Source organism: Parasaccharibacter sp. TMW 2.1888, from assembly GCF_023167265.1.
GTDB lineage: Bacteria > Pseudomonadota > Alphaproteobacteria > Acetobacterales > Acetobacteraceae > Bombella > Bombella apis.
On sequence record NZ_CP030979.1, the window covers coordinates 838,038 to 859,130 of the forward strand.

General features: G+C 60.3%; 21 protein-coding genes. 10 read left to right on the forward strand and 11 right to left on the reverse strand.

Annotated features, from left to right (window positions below):
* Positions 1-4: 4 nt before the first annotated feature.
* The 3 genes from DTQ13_RS03820 to DTQ13_RS03830 all read left to right on the forward strand — a co-directional run bounded on the left by DTQ13_RS03820 (position 5) and on the right by DTQ13_RS03830 (position 5,387).
* The gene (locus tag DTQ13_RS03820) at positions 5-2,593 is read left to right on the forward strand and encodes an MMPL family transporter (RefSeq protein ID WP_248461152.1); all 2,589 of its coding nucleotides are present in this window, start codon (positions 5-7) and stop codon (positions 2,591-2,593) included.
* A 418-nt stretch (positions 2,594-3,011) separates the two neighbouring features.
* Positions 3,012-4,730 (forward strand): alginate export family protein, encoded by a 1,719-nt coding sequence (locus DTQ13_RS03825; RefSeq protein WP_248461153.1) that lies wholly within the window; start codon positions 3,012-3,014, stop codon positions 4,728-4,730.
* A gap of 162 nt (positions 4,731-4,892) precedes the next feature.
* Positions 4,893-5,387, forward strand: coding sequence for a flavin reductase (locus tag DTQ13_RS03830; protein WP_192848701.1), 495 nt, complete (start codon positions 4,893-4,895; stop codon positions 5,385-5,387).
* A gap of 6 nt (positions 5,388-5,393) precedes the next feature.
* On the opposite strand, the gene DTQ13_RS03835 is transcribed toward DTQ13_RS03830, so the two are convergent.
* The 4 genes from DTQ13_RS03835 to DTQ13_RS03850 form a co-directional block, all read right to left on the reverse strand.
* Positions 5,394-6,683 carry an Nramp family divalent metal transporter gene (locus DTQ13_RS03835; RefSeq protein ID WP_081563321.1) on the reverse strand — a complete coding sequence of 430 codons (1,290 nt, stop codon included), beginning with the start codon at positions 6,681-6,683 and terminating at the stop codon, positions 5,394-5,396.
* A gap of 56 nt (positions 6,684-6,739) precedes the next feature.
* On the reverse strand, positions 6,740-6,988 hold the full coding sequence (locus tag DTQ13_RS03840) for a DUF3297 family protein (RefSeq protein WP_043559024.1): 249 nt from the start codon (positions 6,986-6,988) through the stop codon (positions 6,740-6,742).
* A 167-nt stretch (positions 6,989-7,155) separates the two neighbouring features.
* Positions 7,156-7,626 carry a RidA family protein gene (locus DTQ13_RS03845; RefSeq protein WP_086431576.1) on the reverse strand — a complete coding sequence of 157 codons (471 nt, stop codon included), beginning with the start codon at positions 7,624-7,626 and terminating at the stop codon, positions 7,156-7,158.
* 97 nt (positions 7,627-7,723) lie between these two features.
* Complete coding sequence (locus tag DTQ13_RS03850) at positions 7,724-9,013, reverse strand: O-acetylhomoserine aminocarboxypropyltransferase/cysteine synthase family protein (RefSeq protein ID WP_248461154.1); 1,290 nt, start codon at positions 9,011-9,013, stop codon at positions 7,724-7,726.
* 235 nt (positions 9,014-9,248) lie between these two features.
* Here DTQ13_RS03850 and DTQ13_RS03855 point away from each other — a divergent pair, with 235 nt between their 5' ends.
* Entirely contained in the window at positions 9,249-10,025 is a 777-nt protein-coding gene (locus DTQ13_RS03855; RefSeq protein WP_192848699.1) for an alpha/beta fold hydrolase, read from the forward strand.
* Between the two features lie 82 nt (positions 10,026-10,107).
* Here the strand turns inward: DTQ13_RS03855 and hisD are convergent, their stop codons facing one another.
* The 3 genes from hisD to gmk are packed head-to-tail and all read right to left on the reverse strand — an operon-like array spanning position 10,108 to position 12,765.
* Entirely contained in the window at positions 10,108-11,400 is a 1,293-nt protein-coding gene (hisD, locus tag DTQ13_RS03860; RefSeq protein WP_081562401.1) for a histidinol dehydrogenase, read from the reverse strand.
* Positions 11,400-12,092 carry an ATP phosphoribosyltransferase gene (gene hisG, locus DTQ13_RS03865; RefSeq protein ID WP_043559032.1) on the reverse strand — a complete coding sequence of 231 codons (693 nt, stop codon included), beginning with the start codon at positions 12,090-12,092 and terminating at the stop codon, positions 11,400-11,402. Before hisG ends, hisD begins: the two co-directional genes overlap by 1 nt.
* A 49-nt stretch (positions 12,093-12,141) precedes the next feature.
* On the reverse strand, positions 12,142-12,765 hold the full coding sequence (gene gmk, locus DTQ13_RS03870; protein WP_043559423.1) for a guanylate kinase: 624 nt from the start codon (positions 12,763-12,765) through the stop codon (positions 12,142-12,144).
* A gap of 256 nt (positions 12,766-13,021) precedes the next feature.
* On the opposite strand from gmk, the gene pqqA reads away from it, so the two are divergent.
* From pqqA to DTQ13_RS03900, 6 genes are all read left to right on the forward strand, one after another.
* Positions 13,022-13,102, forward strand: coding sequence for a pyrroloquinoline quinone precursor peptide PqqA (gene pqqA / locus DTQ13_RS03875; protein ID WP_043559425.1), 81 nt, complete (start codon positions 13,022-13,024; stop codon positions 13,100-13,102).
* 167 nt (positions 13,103-13,269) lie between these two features.
* Positions 13,270-14,187, forward strand: a complete 918-nt coding sequence (gene pqqB / locus DTQ13_RS03880; protein WP_043559430.1) for a pyrroloquinoline quinone biosynthesis protein PqqB — start codon at positions 13,270-13,272, stop codon at positions 14,185-14,187.
* Positions 14,184-14,915, forward strand: a complete 732-nt coding sequence (gene pqqC, locus DTQ13_RS03885; protein ID WP_248461155.1) for a pyrroloquinoline-quinone synthase PqqC — start codon at positions 14,184-14,186, stop codon at positions 14,913-14,915. The genes pqqB and pqqC overlap by 4 nt, the downstream gene beginning before the upstream one ends.
* A 29-nt stretch (positions 14,916-14,944) precedes the next feature.
* Positions 14,945-15,247, forward strand: coding sequence for a pyrroloquinoline quinone biosynthesis peptide chaperone PqqD (gene pqqD / locus DTQ13_RS03890; RefSeq protein ID WP_081562403.1), 303 nt, complete (start codon positions 14,945-14,947; stop codon positions 15,245-15,247).
* A 20-nt stretch (positions 15,248-15,267) separates the two neighbouring features.
* Positions 15,268-16,374: a pyrroloquinoline quinone biosynthesis protein PqqE gene (gene pqqE, locus DTQ13_RS03895; protein ID WP_081563322.1), complete on the forward strand. Its 1,107-nt coding sequence runs from the start codon at positions 15,268-15,270 to the stop codon at positions 16,372-16,374.
* Between the two features lie 167 nt (positions 16,375-16,541).
* On the forward strand, positions 16,542-17,339 hold the full coding sequence (locus DTQ13_RS03900) for a polyprenol monophosphomannose synthase (protein WP_081563323.1): 798 nt from the start codon (positions 16,542-16,544) through the stop codon (positions 17,337-17,339).
* Between the two features lie 79 nt (positions 17,340-17,418).
* Here the strand turns inward: DTQ13_RS03900 and rfbD are convergent, their stop codons facing one another.
* The 4 genes from rfbD to rfbB all read right to left on the reverse strand — a co-directional run bounded on the left by rfbD (position 17,419) and on the right by rfbB (position 20,968).
* The gene (gene rfbD / locus DTQ13_RS03905; RefSeq protein WP_248461156.1) at positions 17,419-18,309 is read right to left on the reverse strand and encodes a dTDP-4-dehydrorhamnose reductase; all 891 of its coding nucleotides are present in this window, start codon (positions 18,307-18,309) and stop codon (positions 17,419-17,421) included.
* Positions 18,310-18,354: 45 nt separating this feature from the next.
* Positions 18,355-18,915, reverse strand: coding sequence for a dTDP-4-dehydrorhamnose 3,5-epimerase (gene rfbC, locus DTQ13_RS03910; protein WP_081562405.1), 561 nt, complete (start codon positions 18,913-18,915; stop codon positions 18,355-18,357).
* 77 nt (positions 18,916-18,992) lie between these two features.
* Positions 18,993-19,916 carry a glucose-1-phosphate thymidylyltransferase RfbA gene (gene rfbA, locus DTQ13_RS03915; protein ID WP_248461157.1) on the reverse strand — a complete coding sequence of 308 codons (924 nt, stop codon included), beginning with the start codon at positions 19,914-19,916 and terminating at the stop codon, positions 18,993-18,995.
* The gene (gene rfbB, locus DTQ13_RS03920) at positions 19,913-20,968 is read right to left on the reverse strand and encodes a dTDP-glucose 4,6-dehydratase (RefSeq protein WP_248461223.1); all 1,056 of its coding nucleotides are present in this window, start codon (positions 20,966-20,968) and stop codon (positions 19,913-19,915) included. The genes rfbA and rfbB overlap by 4 nt, the downstream gene beginning before the upstream one ends.
* Positions 20,969-21,093 lie beyond the last annotated feature (125 nt).

Here is a 21,093-nt window from a genome sequence, read left to right on the forward strand (position 1 = left end):
CCCCATGCTTTCCACTCTGACAAGCCGCCTCAATGCGTTCTGCGGCCGTCATGTCACCCTTGTCCTGACCATCTTCATGCTCCTCTGCGTGGGATCAGCCTGGCTGAGCATGACCCAGCTGGGCATCACGACAGAGACGGACAGGCTGTTTGCCGACACGCTGCCATGGAAGCAGAAAAACCGTCAGATAGAGAGCCTCTTCCCCGGCGAGAAGAACACCCTCGTCGCCATCATCAGCGCTGCCACGCCAGAAGAAGGCCGGGAAACCGCCAATGCCCTTACGGCTGTCCTTTCCCGGGACACGACCCATTTCGACCGAGTGGACCAGCCGGATGCCAACCCTTTCTACACCCGGAATGCCTTCCTCTTCATCGATACGAAGCAGCTGGAACCGCTGATGGATTCCACCATTGCTGCCCAGCCCTTCCTTGGCATGTTGGCAGCAGACCCCTCGGCCCGTGGGCTGTTTGGCACATTCAGCCTCATGGCCACGGCCATACGCAGCAATCAGCCCATCCCTGCCAGTTTCAATACCGCTCTTGATGGCCTGACACGGACCCTCAACGATGGTCTTGCTGGCCATGCTGTTCCTCTTTCATGGGAAAAGCTGCTGGCCGGTGGCCTGAGCGACCTAGGCAGCCATTACCAGTTTGTCGTCACCCACCCGAAACCTGACTTCACCTCCTTCGAACCGTCCGAAGCCGCTACGGTGGCCATGCGGACCGCACTGGACAGCCTGCCTACTGTAAAGGCTGGTCGGGCCCATGCGCTCATCACCGGAGAAGCCAAGCTGAGTGATGAGGAATTCTCCACCGTGGCCCAGGGCATGATCATCGGGCTGTTCATCTCCCTCGCCCTTGTCACGCTCTGGCTCCTGCTGGCCGTCCGCTCGCTGCGGGTGGTCATTCCCATCCTCCTCACGCTCATCATCGGGCTGCTGCTGACAACCGGCTTTGCCACACTGGCCGTTGGTACCCTCAACATGATCTCCGTGGCCTTTGCCATCCTGTTTGTCGGCATTGCCGTGGATTTTGCCATCCAGTTCGGCGTGCGTTTCCGCTGCCAGAAGGATGAACAGGGGCGGCCTCTCTCCCCCCTCGCCGCACTGGACCGCACAGGCCTGGAAAGTGGCGGCCAAATATTTGTTGCCTCTCTGGCCACCGCAGCGGGCTTTCTTGCCTTCACGCCCACCAATTTTGTCGGCGTGGCCCAGCTGGGGCTGATTGCCGGTGGCGGCATGGTGATCGCTTTCATCTGCACGCTGACGCTGCTGCCTGCCCTGCTGCGATTCTTCCAGGCCATGCCGGGGGACAACCTCCGGGGATTCACCTGTCTTGAACCACTGGACAGGGCCCTGCACCGTTTCCGCCTGCCCGTGCTGGCCATCTTTGCCGTGCTGGGGCTCATCGGAGCCGGGCTGGCGCCATCCCTCATGTTTGATGCCGACCCGCTCCATACCAAAAATCCCAATACGGAAGGCATGAAGGCCCTGAGCCTGCTTGAGGAGAACCCTCTCACCACACCCTACAATGCCCAGGTGCTTGTCCCCGACACGACAACGGCAGGCCGGCTGGCCGCCGCTCTTGGCAAGCTGGACAGCGTGCATGATGTTCTCTGGCTGGGAGCTCTGGTCCCGGACGATCAGGAAACGAAACTCCAGCTGATTCATGAAGCTGCCGACATCCTGCTGCCCACGCTTTCCGTTGCCCATCCGGCACCGCCCCCCTCGGCAGCGGACCTCCGGGCAGCAGCTCTCAAAGCGGCACATGATTTTGATGGGCTGGATGACAGGCTTTCCCCTTCCCTGAAAGCCCTTCATGCAGCGCTGGAACACCTCTCCACAGCACCCGATGCCACGCTGATGGCCACCAATGAAGCCCTGACACGCTTCCTGCCGGGAGAGCTGAGCCAGCTGAAGGCACTGCTCGCCCCGTCCCCCATCACCCTTGATACCATCCCCAAAGACATACGCAGCGACTATATTGCCTCCACAGGGGCTTACCGGCTGATCATCCACCCCAATGGGCGCATGTCCGAAACGAAAACACTCCACCATTTCGTGCATGAGCTGGAAAGCGTAACCCCGGACATCTGCGGCCCTGCGCTGGAGATCATCGCCAGTGCGCAGACCATCACACACGCCTTCATCACGGCGGCCCTGTGTGCCATCGTGGCCATTGCGCTGATCCTCTTCGCCACGCTGCGCCGCCTGCTGGATACGCTGCTTGTCCTGCTTCCGCTGCTGCTTTCCTCCCTGCTGACCGTCATTCTGATCATCACGGTGCCGGAGCAGCTCAATTACGCCAACATCATCGCCCTGCCGCTGCTGCTGGGCGTTGGTGTTTCCTTCAACATCTATTTTGTCATGAACTGGCGTGCGGGCCTTCAGAACCAGCTTTCATCCCCAACAGCCCGGGCCGTGCTGTTTTCTGCCCTGACAACCGGCTCCGCCTTCGGCTCACTGGCAGCTTCAGCCCATCCGGGGACAGCCAGCATGGGCCGGCTGCTGCTGCTCTCTCTTGGCTGTACGCTGGTCTGCACCCTTCTGTTCATCCCGGCCCTGCTGCCACGCCACCGAACGACAAAAGACTGACCGGCTGAAAGGTGAACATCCTCACCTTCTGCTGGATCATCCCTGACACCTGCCCATGCTGGCAGATGTCAGGGGCTCACCGTTCCGTGAAAAAAGTCAAGTGCATCTTATATGAAAATCACAGAGAAAAGGAAATCCTATAAATAAATAGGTAATAAAATTTCCCCCTACCCTTCTTTTTCAGGGCAGGACATCTGATCAACATCAAAGAATAATCCACTGTTTTATAATGATAATCTCAAGAAAAAACCACGGATGGAGCAGGTCCGTTTTTTCCGTCTGAAAGGTTTTTCATGTTATTGTAAAAGGTTTATTCTGTAAGAACCTTTTGCACATTCTTGCCCTAAATCAATGTTGAGGGGCATTTTTTCCCGTCTTCTTCCGCTCAGCAATTCACAGACGAGCCTGACAGAAGACAATGAGACATTTCTCCCTCTCCCGCACCATCCTATGTACCACACTTCTGGCAACAGGTTTCGGCACTGCTTTTTCCTCCGCTCATGCTGAAACCTCCACACTGGATGCACCACAACAGCGCAGCATTCTGGACCGCATCATGCACACGGTTCCCGGTGGTTGCCCCAAGGATGACGGAAAAACCACCCCCAACCCCTACGGCGTCTGGGCACGGGGCGATGGCAGCGAGACGGGCTTCGGCCCGGTCTCCCAGTATGGCACACCCGCCGGGATGGACAGCATCAGTGCCCCCGGGAAAGGCATCTGCGACAGGGACGATCCCTTCGATTCCTACAAACACATGAAGCTGAATGACAGCGGGTCCATCTGGCTCAGCCTGGCTGGGGAAACACGCCTCAACAACTGGTATGACAAACGCCCCGTTTTCGGTGCGGCCATCGACCCCACCACCTCCATGAAGGCACGGCCCTTCAATTCAGGCCGCTTTGCCGTCCGCAACCTCTGGAGTGCCGACCTGCATCTCGGCCAGCACGTGCGCTTCTTCGGCCAGCTCATCAATGCCGATGCTGGCGGGTGGCGTGGATACAGCTATGACGGTACGTTCCGCAAAAACCTGGACCTGCAACAGGCTTTTGTGGAACTCAGCGGCAAGGCTGCGGGGGGGCATGGCGGCTTCATTTTCGGTCGCCAGCAGTTCCTGGATGCCCCGGATTACATGATCGGCAACCGTGACGTGCTGAACGTACCGCTCAGCTGGGATGGTTTCCGCATCTATGAACACTGGAACCGGGTCCGTTTTGACGGCTTCTACTTCATCAACACAAAAAACAACCATACGGACAGCTTCCGTGGCGGCAATTCCCTCTTCCACGACACGCTGGATTACAAGACACGGCTGTACGGGGCCAATGTCACCATCGCTCCGCCTGACTTCCACTTTCTCGGCGAGAAGGGCTATTCTTTCATCAACCTTTTCTATTACGGTTATGAAATAAATGGCGGCCCTGCCCAGCAGACCGTGATGTACAACGCCTCCGCCCTCGGCCACACGAAGCGCAACAATTTCGGCCTGCGCTGGCATGGTGAGGCCGGTCCCATCAGCTTCTCTTTCGGCGGGGCCTACCAGCAGGGCACGTTCTACCAGTCCTACAACAGGGCCAACCATTATGACCGCATGAACCGCAACGTGAATGCCTGGTCCATGAACGGTACGGTGGATTACCACTTCCGCCATGTCATGTGGCATCCGACCATTGGTGTGCAGGGTGATGCCTATTCCGGCGGTGGTGCCCGTGGAACGACCGGCAGCGTGAACACCTACATCGAGCCCTTTGGTGTGAACACCAACTATCTGGACCCGACCAACTACCTGACCGGCCAGAACCTGATCGACTTCGCCCCCAAGGCCAGCTTCTCACCCACCAGCTACCTGACCTTCCAGCTGAAGCTGCCCATCTACTGGCGTTACAGCACAGGGGATGACACCTATTCCATCTATGGCCGCAACATCTTCCAGCGGCAGTTCACCTCCGGCATGTTCAACTCCTACAATCATGATTCCTTTGTCGGCATTGCTCCGCAGATGGCCGCCAGCCTGCGCCTCGGCCCGCATCTGACATGGGATCACCACGTCGTCCGCTTCCTCACCTCCCATGCCATGCATCAGGTTGGTGCCCGCGACGCAACCTACTATCAGTCCTCCCTGACACTGACCTACTGAGCACCGGCGTCACACGCCCTTTCCCAGATCGCCCCTGCCGTGATGCCACGCAGGGGCGATCTGCGTTCCCACCTCTCGGGAATGGCATTTGCATCCCTGTGACAATGAGTCCATAATCAGTCCTTCATTGGTCCTGTTTTATCACTACCAGAAGGTCCCGCCATGCAGGCTGTCTTTCGCAACGCCATGAGCCGCCTTGGCTCCCCTGTCGTTCTTGTCACGACTGATGGTCCAGCAGGCCGGCATGGGCTGACTGTCTCTGCCATTACCAGCGTGACGGACACGCCTCCCACCGTTCTGGTCTGCCTGAACCGCAGCAACCAGTCCCATAGGGCCTTTCTGGAAAATGGCAGGCTGGGCATCAGCATTCTCGGCAAGGGGCATGACACTCTTGCCTGCGCTTTCGCCAACAGCACCCTTTCTTCTACAGACCGTTTCGGTTACGGAACATGGCAGACTGGTCCGCTTGGCTCACCGCTTCTGGATGGTGCCCTTGCCACGCTCGACTGTACGATAGACGATACCCACAGCATCGGCACACATGACGTGCTGATCTGCCGTGTGCATACCATCACCGTCAAAGACGGAGCTGGTCACGGTCTGACATGGTTCGACCGCAGCTTCCATTATCTGCCCCCGAAATGCACACCCTGCTGACACGCTTCAGAAAAGGGCATCTCCCAGCAGCTTGATGTTCAGTCCGACAATCACCAGCACAACCAGCCAGGACAGCACAGCCAGAAGAGGGGAAAGATGGAATCGCCCCATATGCTTCCGGCTGGACACGAACCAGACCAGCGGAACCATGGCGAAAGGCAGCTGCATGGACAGCACGACCTGACTGAACACCAGCAGGTCACCCACCTTGCCCTGCCCGAAAATGGCGATCACGACAATGACGGGCAGAACAGCCAGCCCCCGGGTCAGCAGACGCCGTGCCCAGTAGGGCAGACGAAGATGCAGGAAGCCTTCCATGACAATCTGCCCGGCCAGCGTCCCCGTCACGGTGGAGTTGGTACCCGCAGCAAGCAGGGCTACGGCAAACAGTGTGGAGGCCAGCCCGAACCCCAGCACGGGGGAGAGGAGCTTCCACGCATCGCTGATCTCCGCCACGTCCTGATGCCCCGTGCCATGGAACGCCGCTGCTGCCACGATCAGGATGGCTGCATTGATGAAGAGGGCAAGCGTCAGGGCCAGTGTACTGTCCCATGTAGCCCAGCGCAGCGCATCCTCCCGCCCTTCATCCGTGCGGGTATAGGTACGGCTTTTGACCAGCGAAGAATGAAGATAAAGGTTGTGGGGCATGACAGTCGCCCCGATGATGCCTATGGCCACATAGAGCATACCCGGATTGGTAAAAACCTCTGACGAGGGGAGAAACCCTTTCAGCACCGCTCCAACAGGCGGGGCCGCTGCGACAAGCTGCACACCAAAACAGACAGCAATGATCCCCAGCAGGGTGATGACGAAAGCTTCCAACGCTCTCATGCCCCGCCGCATGAGCAGCAGGACAATGAACACGTCCAGCACGGAAATCAGCGTTCCGGCCATGATGGAGATGCCGAACAGCAGATTCAGGGCCACAGCCGTGCCGATGACCTCCGCCAGATCACAGGCGATGATGGCCAGTTCACAGGTCAACCAGAGAGGCAGGCTCAGCCCCCGGGGCAGCCAGTCCCGGCAGGCCTGTGCAAGGTCTTTCCCCGTGACGATCCCCAGCCGGGCGGCAAGGGCCTGAAGCAGGACGGCCATGATGTTGGCCAGCAGAATGACGGACAGCAGCCGATAACCGAACTGGGCCCCGCCCTGGAGGTCGGTCGCCCAGTTGCCGGGGTCCATGTACCCCACGGCCACCATGTAGCCCGGCCCCACGAACGCCAGAAACCGGCGGAACCAGAAGCTCGCCCTTTCCGGCACTGTGACGGCACCGTGTCCGGCATCCCCCACAGGCATGGCAGCATCAGCCTCTTTCACGGTTCCGCCCCTCCCGTCATCCGCACCTGCCTAGCTCAGGCATCGGCCTTGTCCTTGAACCACACCTCAACCGGGCCAGTCAGCTTCAGTGTCATGGGCCGACCACGACGGTCCAGCGTCCGCCCGACGGACACACGGATCCAGCCTTCACTGATGCAATATTCCTCAACATTGGTCTTCTCTTCTCCCCTGAAGCGGACCCCAATACCACGGAGCAGAATCTCCTCATTGAAGTACGGGCTGTCCGGGTAGATCGAGAGACGATCAGGAACTGTATCACTCATCCGTCAATTCATCCTTTTACAGAGTATTGCCACACCACCACGGCACGCTTCTGGTGATGATGATCCTCCTCCATAACAGGCAACCAGCCAAAAAGAACCCCCCAATATGATACGGGCCGCCCCCCTCAGGGATGGACGGCCCGTCCTCATATCTGACAACCGGACAATCAGACGACTTCAAACATCGCCTCAACCTCAACCGGCGCATTCAGCGGCAGGCTGGGCACCCCGACGGTGGAGCGGGCATGCTGCCCGACTTCCCCGGCGAAAACCTCCGCTGCCAGATCAGACGCCCCGTTCATCACGGCAGCATGATCGGTAAAGTCCGGCGTGCAGGCCATGAAGCCCCCAAGACGCACGACACGGCGCACCCGGGACAGATCACCATTCAGGGCCGTGTTCAGCTGGGCCAGAATGTTGATGAAACAGGCCCGGGCACAGGCCGTCCCCGCCTGATTGGAGACCTCGGCCCCCAGTTTGCCGGTAATCAGCAGCTTGCCATCCACCAGAGGCAGCTGCCCCGACACGACCAGCAGGTTCCCCGTCCGCACGACCGGCAGATAATTGGCAACCGGGGCTGCCGCCACGGGCAATTCGATGTTCAGTGCGGCAAGGCGGCTTTCTGGTGTGGACATGATGATCTTCCTTTCCTGTTCATCACTTCATTGAATGGGCTGACCGTCACACTGCGCCGTAAAGAAAGCCTTGCCAAGAGGAAGAGACGGGAAACACCCTTCATCCCGCTGCACGATCCAGTGCCTGAGCCAGATCAGCCAGAATATCCTCGGGATGTTCCAGCCCGACAGACAGACGGACATAGCCCGGCGACACACCAGCCGCCTTCTGTTCCGCCTCGCTCAGCTGTGCATGTGTGGTGGACGCCGGATGGATGGCCAGACTCCGGGCATCCCCAATATTCGCCACATGATAGAAAAGCTCCAGCGCATCAATGAAACGCTGACCCGCTTCCCGGCCACCGGGCAGCTCGAATCCGACAAGTCCACCCAGTCCTCCTTTCAGGACGGCTTCGGCCCGCTGACGGGCCTCCCCTTCCTGCACGGCAGGATGGATCACACGCTCCACATCACAACGCGCCTGCAGGAACTGCACCACCTTCAACGCATTCTCGCAATGGCGGGGCATCCGCAGGGGCAACGTCTCCACACCCTGAATGAGCTGGAACGCATTGAAAGGCGACAGAGCCGCCCCGCCATCCCGCAGCAGCACGGCCCGGGCCCGCAGCGCATAGGCCACCGGCCCCAGCGGGCGGGCGGCCTCCGTCCAGATGGCACCATGATAGCTGGGGTTAGGCCGTGTCAGCAGTGGATGACGCTGCCCCCAGTCAAACTGGCCACCATCAATGATCAGCCCGCCAATGGATGTCCCATGCCCGCCAATATATTTGGTGGCCGAATAAACCGTAATGGCAGCCCCCTGCTCCAGCGGGCGGGCCAGCAGAGGGGCTGCAGTATTATCCACAATCAGCGGAATCCCCTGCGCCCGCCCTGCCTTGGCAATAGCCGCCATGGGCGGCACAACCAGCTTGGGATTCGGCAGGGTTTCCAGATACCAGGCCCGTGTCCGCTCATCGCTGGCCGCCTCAAAAGCAGCCGGGTCAGAGGGGTCCACGAAACGGACCTCCACACCCATGTTCTTCAGCGTATGGGCAAACAGATTCCATGTTCCGCCATACAGGTCCGTCCCGCTGACAATATTGTCCCCTGCTTCTGCCAGTGTCTGTATCGCCACGGTTGCCGCCGCCTGGCCGGACGCCACAGCTACGGAGGCCGCACCACCCTCCAGCGCCGCCATGCGTTTTTCAAACACATCCACGGTCGGATTGGTCAGGCGGGAATAGATCATGCCCACATCCTTCAGCGCAAAACGGTCCGCAGCCTGCTGGCTGCTCTCGAACTGATAGGATGTTGTCTGATGGATGGGTGGCACGACCGATCCCGTTACCGGGTCTGCCCGCCAGCCTGCATGAAGGGCCAGTGTTTCAGGGTGCTGTATCTTCCGGGCCATTGGAGCGTCTCCTTGCATGCATCATGACATCGGCTCCACCGTGCCCGAGAATGCCCCCGTCCGTCCAGCACCGCGCTCCATGCCTTCTCTGCCGCAGCTCCTGCCAGAACCATTTCTTTACAGAAATGAAGAAACTGCAATAGCTCTCATAGGTAATATAGGATTGATTTTATCCAGAATGACTCTATAAGCAGCGCTTCTTCCTGTTTTTTCAGTCCGTTAAAGAGTTACAGTCATGCAACTTGCTTCCCTTGTTCGCAATGAGACGGGTGTGGACAATGCACCGACAGTTGTCATGCTTCATGGGGTTTTTGGGCGGGCCCGCAACCTCGGCATTCTCCAGAGAGCCTTGAGTCCCTATTTCAACACGGTGGCGTTCGACCTCCGCTGCCACGGGGACAGCCCCCACGCCCCCATCTCCTACCCGGAAATGGCCAAGGACGTGCTGGAGAGCATGGATGCGCTGGGGATCAGGGAAGCCTACATCGTGGGACACTCCATGGGCGGCAAGACGGCCATGGCCACTGCGCTGACGGCACCGGAGCGCTTCAGGAAACTTCTGGTAGCGGACATTGCCCCGGACATCATGATCCACGGTCAGCACGATCTGGCGCAGCAGCTGTACCACACGCCGCTCCCGGCCCTGAACAGCCATGCCGAAATCCGCAAGTTCCTTCATGACCTGACAGAAGACCCTTCCGTTGGCGAGCTGATCGCCCAGCACATCACGCCCGGCAACCCGGCCCGGTGGAACATCGGCGTGACGGACATCGTCGCGAGCTTCCCCGTCATCCAGTCCTGGCCGGATGTCTTCAAGGGCAAGACATGGGACGGTCCGGCCCTGTTCATCCGGGGCGGAAACTCTCCCTACATCAAGCCGCAGCATCATGATGTCATCCGGAGTTACTTCCCCCAGGCGGACATCAAGACCATTCCCAACACCGGGCACTGGCTGCATGTGGAAGACCCGACCAGCTTCAACAGCCTGATGCTGGAGTTTCTGCGGGGCTGAGCACAACCTCCCTCCAGTCCGGAACGAAGAAGGGCCGCTCCCATGCCGGGGCGGCCCTTTCTTCATGACAGGGTCTCCTGCCTCACCCCTGCTTCAGACGTTCCGACAGGCTCATGGCATGGGCGTCCAGCCCTTCCTCCCGGGCAAGAATCACACCGGCGGGGCCGACCTTCTTCAGCCCCTCCATATCCGTCTCGATGGATGTCGTCCGCTTCAGGAAGTCATAGACGGAAAGACCGGAGGCAAAACGGGCTGTGCGGCTGGTCGGCAGGACATGGTTGGGACCACCGACATAATCCCCGACCGCCTCCGGGCAGAACCGCCCCATGAAAATCGCCCCAGCGTGACGGACCTTCCTGCTGAAGGCTCTCGGGTCATCCAGCAGGACCTCCAGATGTTCAGGGGCAAATTCGTTTACCACCTCGGCCGCCTCATCTTCCGACCGGACAATCACGACTGCCCCACAATCCTCCCAGCTTCTGCGGGCGATCTTCGCCCGGGGGAGTGTTTTCAGTTCTTCTTCCACTGCCACAATGACCCTGTCGGCAAAGGCTTCATCCTGCGTGATCAGGACGGACTGCGCCTGCTCGTCATGTTCTGCCTGTGCCAGAAGATCAATCGCTACCAGACGGGGATCATTGCTGCCATCCGCCACCACCACGACCTCGGACGGACCAGCAATGCTGTCGATTCCCACATGGCCGAACACCTGCCGCTTGGCTTCCGCCACGAAGGCGTTGCCCGGCCCCACGATGCGGTCCACCGGGGCGATGCTCTGCGTGCCATAGGCCAGGGCACCCACGGCCTGCGCCCCGCCAATGCGGTAAATCTCCGTCACGCCACAAAGCCGGGCCGCCTCCATGACCAGCGGATTCAGCACGCCATCCGGTGTCGGCACGCACATGGCCAGCCGTCTGACACCAGCCACATGAGCCGGAAGGGCGTTCATCAGCACGGAGGACGGATAGGCCGCCTTGCCACCGGGCACGTAGAGGCCGGCGGCATCCAGTGCCGTCCAGCGCATCCCCAGCCGCAGCCCGGCATCATCCGTATAATCGAGGTCCCTGGGCAGCTGGGCCTCATGAAACGCCCGGATGCGCTCTGCCGCCAGGGCAAGGGCCTCCTTCGTCTCCGGGGCAACACGGTCTGCCGTCTCCCTGATCTCCGCCTCACTGATGCGCAGCTGGTCGGGGGTCAGGGCCAGCCGGTCGAACCGCTCCGTATAGTCACAGAGAGCTTCATCGCCCCGTTTCTGCACGTCGGCCAGAATGGCCCGTACCGGCTCCGCCACGGAGCCGCTCTGCTCACCACGGCGGGCCAGAACGGCCTTCAGCTCCGTTGCGAACTGCGGTGATGTCGTATTCAGGCGTTTCATCAGATGGACTCTCCCTTCCGGGCAGACTGGGCAACGGCAGACCGGAACCGTTCGATCAGGCTGCCGACTTCCTCGGGGCGGGTCTTCAGGGCGATGCGGTTCACGATCAGGCGGCTGGTCACATGGGCGATGGTTTCCACCTCTTCCAGCCCGTTGGCCCGCAGGGTGGAGCCTGTATCCACAAGGTCCACGATCACGTCGGCCATATCCAGCGCCGGGGCCAGCTCCATCGCCCCATGCAGATGCACGATCTCGGCATTGATGGCGCGGGAAGCGAAATGGCGGCGGGCAATGGCCGGATATTTGGTCGCCACCCGCAGTCGGGACCGTCCTTCCGGCGGCTCTTCATCCCCGCTTCCCTTCGGGCGGGCCACGGCGATGCGGCACCCGCCAATGCCAAGGTCCAGCGGTGCATAGAGATCGGGATAATCGAACTCCATCAGGACATCCGCCCCGCAGACACCAATATCAGCCCCACCATAGGCCACGAAGGTTGCCACATCGAAGGACCGGACCCGCACGACATCCAGCCCCGGCTCGGACGTGGGAAAACGGAGGCGGCGGCTGCTCTCATCGAGACAGTCCTGCGCCGGTTCAAACCCCGTATGATGCAGGACAGGACGTAGGGCCTTGAGGATCCGCCCCTTGGGGAGGGCCAGAATAAGCGGCGTCTTCGCCTGCATATCAGTCATCAGTAAGCTCCTGCTTGCAACATACGGGGCCAACTTATCAGAGCCGCTTTCAGCCCGCTACTGGCCAGAGGGCGGCAACATCCCGGCGGCGGGCACGGGCCAGACGGCTGGCCGACAGCACGGCCCGTGCCTCTTCCACAGCCCGGTCCAGATCATCATTGACCAGAACGTAATCAAACTCCGGCCAGTGCGAAATCTCGCTCATGGCGGCCTTCATGCGGGAGGCGATTTCCTCCTCACTGTCCGAGTTCCGCCCACGCAGGCGGGACTCCAGCTCTTCCAGCGAGGGAGGCAGGACGAACAGCCCCACCACATCATCCGGCATGGCCCGGCGCATCAGGCGGCAGCCCTGCCAGTCAATGTCCAGAATCACGTCACGCCCGGCGGCAAGAGCTTCCTCCAGCGGCGCACGGGGAGTGCCGTACCCACGGCCGAATACCTCTGCCCACTCCAGCAGCTCACCATTGGCCGCCATGTGGCGGAATGTTTCCAGATCACGGAAGTAATAATGAACGCCCTCTTCCTCACCGGGGCGGGGGGAGCGGGTCGTGACGGACACGGACGTGAAGATGGTCGGGTCAGCCTTGCGGAGAGCCTGCGCTATGGTGGATTTTCCCGCCCCTGATGGTGCCGAAATTACCAGACACACGCCCCGTCGTGACTGCTCAACCATACCCTGCCTCATCTGCTTCCCTGTTCTGCCGTCTGGATGGCCTGCCCATCCACGGCCTCCGTTCCTGCCAGAAAAACACCTCCTTTGCCAGCAGAGGCCCGCTGTCACCCCACCGCCTGGCCGGAATACCGTCAGGCCCGGGCTGCCTCTCATGTTTCTTCTGGCATTTCCGGCTGTTTCTGCTCTATCCTGCCTTAGCAGGTTCGTTTCCTGTCCGGGACACGGCCTGTATTGACCATAAAAAAGGAGTCCCATCATGGCATGGAACACACCGAAAGTAACCGAGATCCCTCTGGGCGGCGAAATCAACTCCTATGTCTGCGGCGAGAAGAAGTAATCTCCGCACGGGCATATGCGTGACAGGGAGGTGTTGGCAGACATGCCTGACCTCCCTGTTTCCGCACCTGATGGATCGGCGGGGCAGGTCCGTAGCCTGAGAGCGTCGCAGGTGCATAATACGGACACAACCAGCTGCTGCACTGCTGGGGAAAGGTGGTCTCTGTCGTGCTTGATGTCATTATTCTGGGCGCCGGTGCCGGTGGCGGTTTCCCGCAATGGAACTCCGCTGCACCGGGCTGCCTTCAGGCCCGTGAGGGCAGAAAAGCCAAGCCTCGCACGCAGGCCTCTCTGGCCGTCAGCGGTGATGGGGTTCACTGGTTCCTGCTCAATGCCTCACCGGACCTGCGCCAGCAGATTCTCGCCACCCCGGCCCTCCAGCAGCATGGCAGTACCCGTGGGACGCCGATCCAGGGGGTCATTCTTGCAGGGGCGGAAATTGATGCGATTACCGGCCTGCTGACCCTGCGGGAACGAGAACCATTCACTCTGATGGGCAGCCCGTCTACCCTGGCCCAGCTGGACCGCAATCCCATTTTTGAGGCGCTGGACCGCAGCATCATTCCCCGTATCGCCCTTTCGGAAGGCACGACGGTGCCACTTCTCCTGAAAAACGGAGCCCCATCTGGCCTTGTGCTGGAAGTTTTCACCGTTCCCGGCAAGGCGCCCCTTTATGCCGAGGCGGAAGGCACAAAGCCTGACGACACGCTGGGTCTCTCCATCTCCGATGGACAAAAGACCATGCTCTTCGTCCCCGGCTGTGCCGAGATCACGCAGGCCCTGAAGGACCGTGCCAGCCGGGCTGACCTGCTCTTTTTTGACGGGACGCTCTGGCAGGATGACGAGATGATCCGCACGGGCCTCAGCCCCAAGAGCGGGCACCGCATGGGGCATGTCTCCATGAATGAAACAGACGGCCCGCTCCGACAGTTTGCTGCCTGTACAAGGCCGAAGAAATTCTTCGTCCATATCAACAATTCCAATCCTGTCCTCCTGGAAGACAGCCCCCAGCGTCAGGCAGCCGAGCAGGCGGGCTGGGTCATTGGTGAAGACGGGATGAGACTCAAGACCGAGGGACCGTCATGAACACTCTCCTTTCTCCTGACGAGCTGGAAGCCCGCCTCCGTGCTATCGGGGCGGAGCGCTATCACCGCCAGCACCCGCTTCACAAAGCCATGTATGAAGGCAGGCTGACCAAGGGTCAGTTACAGGCATGGGCCCTGAACCGCTATTATTATCAGGCCCAGATCCCCCGGAAGGATGCCACCCTGCTCGCCCGCCTGCCCACGACAGAGCTGCGCCGTGAATGGCGCCGCCGGATTGAAGACCATGACGGTACGGCCGAAAGCCCCGGCGGCATTGCCCGCTGGCTGAAGCTGACCAACGGCCTGGGGCTTGATGATGACTATGTGACGAGCCTGAAGGGCCTGCTGCCTGCCACGCTGTTTGCCGTGGATGCCTACGTGGCCTTCGTGCGGGACCGCTCCATCCTGGCGGCCATTGCCTCCTCCCTGACAGAACTCTTCTCACCGACCATCATCGGGGAACGCATGGAAGGGATGCTCCGCAACTATCCCTACATCTCAGAAGATACGCTGGCCTACTTCAAACCCCGCCTGACACAGGCCCCGCAGGATTCCACCTTTGCGCTGAATTACGTCAAGGAACATGCCCGCACGCCGGAGCAGCAGCAGGAGGTCCTCGGTGCACTGGAGTTCAAATGCGCCATCCTCTGGCAGCTGCTTGATGCTCTGGACCATGCCTATGTGGAAGGCCATGTTCCGCCCGGTGCGTTCGTCCCTGAAACCCCCTGATTCCTCTCCTGCCCGTCTGAAAGCTGTCCATGTCCTCCCCATTGCCCACGCCACCTGTCAGAGTGACTGAAGATGACTGTCCCGGTTTCAGCCGGGGTTACCGCCTCCAGCATGACAGGGTGCGGGAGCAATGGGTGATCCAGGCCCCCGAGCGGGCCCTGCTGGCAGACCCCATTGCTGTTGCCATCCTCCAGGAGCTGGATGGACAGACCCGTCTCGGTACGGTCATCGACCGGCTGGCAGCACGCTACGAGGCCCCCAGGGAACAGATTGCCACGGATGTGCTCGCCCTGCTCTCCGAGCTGACGGAGAAGAGGATTCTCCGGCTGTGAGCGGGACACCAGACAGCCCCATGACAGACGGAACCTCCACGCCTCCCCCGGCTCCCATGAGCCTGCTGGCCGAGCTGACACACCGCTGCCCGCTCTCCTGCCCCTACTGTTCCAACCCTGTGGAGCTGGAGCGCAAGGCACAGGAACTTGGCACGGAAGACTGGCTGCGTGTGCTGGAGGAGGCAGCCGGAATGGGCGTCCTTCAGGTCCATTTCTCTGGCGGGGAGCCCATGGCCCGCCCGGACCTCTACACCCTCATCTCCCATGCCCACAGGCTGAACCTCTATACCAACCTGATCACGTCTGGTGTTCTCATCACACCTGAGACCATGAAACGGCTTGATGAAAGCGGGCTGGACCATGTGCAACTCTCCTTTCAGGATACCGATGGACCAGAAGCGGACCGGCTGAGCGATTTTAAAAGCGTCCAGCCCCGCAAGCTGGAGGCAGCCCGCCTCATCACGCAGGCCGGCATCCCCCTGACGCTGAACTTCGTACTGCAGAAGGCCAACATTTCCCGCATTCCTGCCATGTTTGCTCTCGCCCGCCAGCTTGATGCCCAGCGTGTCGAGATGGCCCATACCCAGTATTATGGCTGGGCCCTGAAAAACCGGGCAGCCCTGCTACCATCCCGCACACAGCTGGAAGAGGCGGGCCGCCATGTCGAGGCCGAAATGGCAAAAGGCGGGCTGGCCATTGATTATGTCACGCCAGATTATTATGCCGAACGCCCCAAACCCTGCATGGGGGGCTGGGGGCAACGCTTTCTCAACGTCTCACCCTCCGGCCATGTCCTGCCCTGCCATGCAGCGGAAACAATCCCCTCCCTGCACTTCGACAATGTGCGGGATCATTCACTCAGCCATATCTGGTACCACTCACAGGCTTTCACCCTCTTCCGGGGAACTGACTGGATGCCGGAGCCCTGTGCCTCCTGCGCCCGCAAGGAAATTGACTGGGGCGGATGCCGCTGCCAGGCACTGGCCCTGCTCGGAGATGCCTCCCAGACCGACCCTGTCTGCTCCCTCTCTCCCCATCGCCACCTGATTGATGACGCCATTGCAGAAGCAGAACAGACTGACGAACAGGCGTTCATCTATCGTCGTATGGGCCAAAAGACTTTCTGAACAGCCCCCTGTCTCCAGAAGCACCAGAACTTCATTTACACATCTGAAATAATGGGAAGCAGTTCCATTAACAAGATATTATGACATCCCGCACGGGCAGGGTCATTACCTTGCGCTCACCTGTCATCCCCCTTATTAGTGGACATCCCCCTCACATGGAATCTGCTATGACCGCCCCTGAGATCAGCATCATCATCCCATGCTACAATGAGGTTGAGAACGTTGTCCCCGTCGTGGATGCTCTGGAGACCGTCCTGAGTGGCATGACATGGGAGGTTGTCTTCGTGGATGACAACTCCCCCGATGGCACGATGGAAGCTGTCCGCCAGCTGGCCCAGAAGAAACCCTACGTGCGGGGGCTGCTGCGTATTGGTCGGCGAGGGCTGTCCTCCGCCGTGATTGAAGGGGCCCTCAGCGTGTCTGCTCCCCTGATTGCTGTCATGGACGGCGATCTCCAGCATGATGAAGGCTGTCTGCCCCACATGATTGCCGCCCTGCGGGATGGTCGGGCAGATATCGCCGTTGCCAGCCGGCACATCACGGGTGGCAGCAATGAGGGGCTTTCCAGCGTCTGGCGCCGCTTTCTCTCCAACACCGGCATCTGGACAGCCCGCCAGCTTCTCAATGTCCCCCTGACAGACCCGATGAGCGGCTTTTTTGCCATGCGGCGTTCCGTCTTCATGGACCGTGCCCCCCGTCTGGATGGCACGGGCTTCAAAATCCTTCTGGACATCATGATCGCCCGCCCTGAACCTCTGCGGGTTCAGGAAATTCCCATGAATTTCCGGGACAGGGCCCATGGGGAAAGCAAGCTGGATTCTGGCGTCATGCTCTCCTTTGCACGGATGCTGACCAAACACAGCTTCCGCCGTCGCCCCCGGCTGACCTATGGCACGACGGCTCTTGCGGGTGCCGGGCTCTTCTGGGCTGGATGGCGCCTGCTGTCCCGCAAACGATCAGCCTGATTCACAGCGCCACCGCTGATATGAAAAAAGGCCGCCCCATTGGGAACGGCCTTTTTTCATCCCCTTCGGCAGGGCCTCTTCAGGCTTCAGGCTTCAGCAGGGTTCTGACTGTCCGGGCCACACTGTCACGCCAGTCTGGCATTTTCTGCCCGAAAACACGCTCCAGCCTCCCATTGTCCAGGCGGGAATCCGCCGGGCGGGCTGCCGGTGTGGGCCAGTCTGCCGTAGTAATGGCCTCTACCTTCGGCATGGGCTGGCCATGACGGGCGGCTTCCTCCAGAGCGTGGCAGGCAAGCTCATGCCATGTGGCCTCACCAGCGCCCGTGGCATGGTAAATACCAGCATAGGAATCCTGCCAGCCTGTCTGTCTGATCGTCCCGATGATGCCCAGAATCACAGCGGCCAGATCATCGGACGAGGTCGGGTTTCCCCGCTGATCCCCCACCACACGCAGGTGGGGATTCTTTGCCCCCGCATTCAGCATCGTCTTGACGAAATTCTTGCCATGAGCGGAGTAGACCCATGCCGTCCGCAGGATGATGCTCTGGGGCTGCGCTTTCAAAACAGCCGTCTCCCCATCAGCCTTGGTCCGTCCATAAACAGTGACAGGATTGATCGGATCACTCTCCAGATAGGGCGCTCCCTTCCGGCCATCAAAGACATAATCCGTCGAGACGTGAATGAACGGAATCCCCCGGCGGGCAGACTCCTCAGCCAGACGGGCCGGGCCAGCATGGTTGCCCTGCCGGGCCCCTTCCTGTTCCGTTTCAGCCAGATCGACAGCCGTCCAAGCCGCCGCATTGACAATAATATCAGGCTGGTATGTCTCAATGGCCGCAGCCAATGTCTCCGGGGCTGCAAAATCCACCTCCGGGCGGCCAACGGTCACGACATGCTCCCCACCCTGATCTCTCAAGGATGTGGCAAGCTGGCCTGTCCGGCCGATCACAAGAATGGAAGGCTTCGTCATGATGAAGACCCTTTCATGCCAGAAAACACGTAGCCCGCACGGGACTCACCGGTACTCGAACCACCCCTTGGCAGCCTCGAAGGAAGGGGCTTCCAGGTCTTTCTCCGAGAGAACAGCCTCCCCCGGGGCCACCGGCCAGTCGATCCCGATCTGGCTGCAATCCCAGCGCACGGACCGCTCGGATGCCTTGTCATAAAAACCGGTGCATTTGTACTGCACCTCGGTATTTTCCTCCAACGTGACAAAACCATGCAGGAACCCGACAGGCAGCCAGAGCTGGGACCAGTTTTCAGCCGACAGTTCAACACCGACCCACTGGCCGTAAGTCGGTGAGCCAGTGCGTGCATCTACCGCCACGTCCCAGATGGCCCCCCGTGTCACCCGCACCAGCTTGCCTTGCCCATGAGGGGCCAGCTGGCAGTGCAGCCCACGCACCACACCCTTCTGACGGGACAGACTCTGGTTGTCCTGCACGAACGTATCAGGAATGCCAGCCGCAGCCATGCTCTTCTGATTGTATGTCTCGGAGAAGAACCCTCGATTATCCCCAAAACGGGCCGGCGTCACCTTCACGATGCCGGGCAGGGACAGTGCCTCAACCTTCATCTCGTCATCTCCTCATCTCTCTGTTTCATGGCCCGATACAGGAGCCTCCCGGACGGGCAGAACCGGGGCAGGCAGCCTCACACCACTACCGGCCCACTCTCTGCTGCCACATAAAGCAGCATCTGCCCAAGCGGCGTTTTCTTCATCCTGGTGCCTGTCTCCAGAAGCTGCGCATGGGAGATGAATCCCATGCGATAGGCTGCCTCCGTTGGTGAACCAACCAGCAGCCCCTGCCGGGACTGGATGGCCTGCACGAACGTACCGGCCTGCATCAGGCTGTCCGGTGTTCCAGCATCCAGCCACGCACACCCACGGGTCAGCCGGTCCACCTCCAGCGTTCCTTCCTCCAGATAGATGCGGTTCAGATCCGTGATCTCCAGTTCACCACGATCACTGGGACGCACCCGACGGGCAAAGTCGCACACCCGCCCATCATAGAAATACAGCCCTGTCACCGCCCACTGGGAGGGAGGTGTGACCGGTTTTTCAATAATATCAAGCGCCCGCCCAGCCTCATCGAATGCCACAACGCCATAACGCTCCGGGTCCCGCACCTGATAGGCGAATACCGTCGCACCATGAGACCGCTGTGTGGCATCCCGCAACATATGTCGCAGCCCATCAGCAAAAATGAGGTTGTCCCCCAGAATCAGGGCACAAGGCGCACCATTGATCCAGTCTTCGGCAATATGAAAAGCCTGTGCAATCCCCTCCGGCTTCGGCTGGACACGATAGGTGAAAGTCACGCCAAACTGCTCACCCGTGCCCAGCAGACGCTGGAACTGCGCCTGATCATCCGGCGTGGTGATGATCATGATATCCCGTATCCCTGCCAGGATCAGGGTCGTCAGCGGATAATAGATCATCGGCTTGTCATAGACAGGCAGAAGCTGCTTGGAGACAGCCAGCGTCATCGGGTACAGGCGCGTCCCGGACCCACCGGACAGCAGGATACCCTTTGTTGGCGGTTGGTCAGTCGTTTCTTTCAGCATACCCGTCATGCCTCAGCTCCCAGTCTCCGGCCATCGTACCGCTGGCGGCGCAGGCGCTGCCACCATGCCCTGTTATCCAGATACCACTGGACAGTCCTGCGCAGGCCTGTCTCGAAATCGTGCTCCGCCTCCCAGTCGAGACAGCGCTCGGCATGGCTGGGATCAATCTCATACCGGAAGTCATGCCCCGGCCTGTCACTGACAAAAGTGATCAGCCGCTCCCTCGGGCCGACCGGGTCCGGCTCCAGCTCATCCAGCAGGGCGCATATCCTGCGCACAACCTCCAGATTGCTACGGGGCTGCCTGGCCCCGATGGCGTAAGTCTCACCCGGTCTGCCATGCTCCACAGCCCGGACCAGTGCCCTGGCGTGATCCTCCACAAAGAGCCAGTCCCGCAGATTCTCGCCCTTGCCGTAAACAGGCAGGGGCTTGCCCTCCAGCGCATTGATGATCATGAGCGGGATCAGTTTTTCCGGGAAATGCCAAGGCCCGTAATTGTTGGTCGTGTTCGTCACGAAGGCCGGAAAACCATAGGTATGGTACCAGGCCCGCACCAGATGGTCGGAAGCCGCCTTGCTGGCCGAATACGGGCTGCGGGGATCGTAGGCCGTCTCCTCCGTAAAAGGAGGATCCTCCGGTGACAGATGACCGAAAACCTCGTCCGTCGAGATGTGAAGAAACCGGAATCCAGCCTTCTTCGCCCCATCCAGCCCCATCCAGTACCGGCGGGCTACATCCAGCAGACAATACGTCCCCACGATGTTGGTCTGAATGAAGGCACCCGGCCCCTCGATGGAGCGGTCAACATGGCTCTCTGCTGCCAGATGCATGATGGCATCCGGCTGGAACTCTGCCAGAGCCTTCTCCACGGCTGGCTGGTCATTGATGGAAATACGCACATGACGGTAGCGTGGATCGGACGCCACGGCAGCCACCGTCTCCTCGGAGGCTGCATAGGTCATGCAGTCCACATTGAGAACCTGATGGCTGGTCCCCTCCATGAGGTGCCGCACGACAGCGGACCCTATGAAGCCGCATCCACCTGTTACCGCAACCCTCATCATGCCTCCTCATCCATCAATCTGTCGGGGGGAACTTTACCCAAAAGCCCCCCACTGCCGACAATATTCCCGCTACCCTCTGTTCATAATAAACATATCAGGCAAAAAAACGGTTTCCATTCCTG

Bases quoted from the DNA above. Each gene is read 5' to 3' on its own strand.
- pqqD (WP_081562403.1), top strand. From the start codon at position 14,945: ATGTCCTCCCCATTGCCCACGCCACCTGTCAGAGTGACTGAAGATGAC.
- DTQ13_RS03830 (WP_192848701.1), top strand. From the start codon at position 4,893: ATGCAGGCTGTCTTTCGCAACGCCATGAGCCGCCTTGGCTCCCCTGTC.
- rfbD (WP_248461156.1), bottom strand. From the start codon at position 18,309: ATGACGAAGCCTTCCATTCTTGTGATCGGCCGGACAGGCCAGCTTGCC.
- pqqE (WP_081563322.1), top strand. From the start codon at position 15,268: ATGACAGACGGAACCTCCACGCCTCCCCCGGCTCCCATGAGCCTGCTG.
- DTQ13_RS03900 (WP_081563323.1), top strand. From the start codon at position 16,542: ATGACCGCCCCTGAGATCAGCATCATCATCCCATGCTACAATGAGGTT.
- DTQ13_RS03835 (WP_081563321.1), bottom strand. From the start codon at position 6,683: ATGCCTGTGGGGGATGCCGGACACGGTGCCGTCACAGTGCCGGAAAGG.
- pqqA (WP_043559425.1), top strand. From the start codon at position 13,022: ATGGCATGGAACACACCGAAAGTAACCGAGATCCCTCTGGGCGGCGAA.
- rfbC (WP_081562405.1), bottom strand. From the start codon at position 18,915: ATGAAGGTTGAGGCACTGTCCCTGCCCGGCATCGTGAAGGTGACGCCG.
- pqqC (WP_248461155.1), top strand. From the start codon at position 14,184: ATGAACACTCTCCTTTCTCCTGACGAGCTGGAAGCCCGCCTCCGTGCT.
- rfbA (WP_248461157.1), bottom strand. From the start codon at position 19,916: ATGACGGGTATGCTGAAAGAAACGACTGACCAACCGCCAACAAAGGGT.
- DTQ13_RS03855 (WP_192848699.1), top strand. From the start codon at position 9,249: ATGCAACTTGCTTCCCTTGTTCGCAATGAGACGGGTGTGGACAATGCA.
- DTQ13_RS03840 (WP_043559024.1), bottom strand. From the start codon at position 6,988: ATGAGTGATACAGTTCCTGATCGTCTCTCGATCTACCCGGACAGCCCG.
- gmk (WP_043559423.1), bottom strand. From the start codon at position 12,765: ATGGTTGAGCAGTCACGACGGGGCGTGTGTCTGGTAATTTCGGCACCA.
- rfbB (WP_248461223.1), bottom strand. From the start codon at position 20,968: ATGAGGGTTGCGGTAACAGGTGGATGCGGCTTCATAGGGTCCGCTGTC.
- hisD (WP_081562401.1), bottom strand. From the start codon at position 11,400: ATGAAACGCCTGAATACGACATCACCGCAGTTCGCAACGGAGCTGAAG.
- DTQ13_RS03850 (WP_248461154.1), bottom strand. From the start codon at position 9,013: ATGGCCCGGAAGATACAGCACCCTGAAACACTGGCCCTTCATGCAGGC.
- DTQ13_RS03820 (WP_248461152.1), top strand. From the start codon at position 5: ATGCTTTCCACTCTGACAAGCCGCCTCAATGCGTTCTGCGGCCGTCAT.
- hisG (WP_043559032.1), bottom strand. From the start codon at position 12,092: ATGACTGATATGCAGGCGAAGACGCCGCTTATTCTGGCCCTCCCCAAG.
- DTQ13_RS03825 (WP_248461153.1), top strand. From the start codon at position 3,012: ATGAGACATTTCTCCCTCTCCCGCACCATCCTATGTACCACACTTCTG.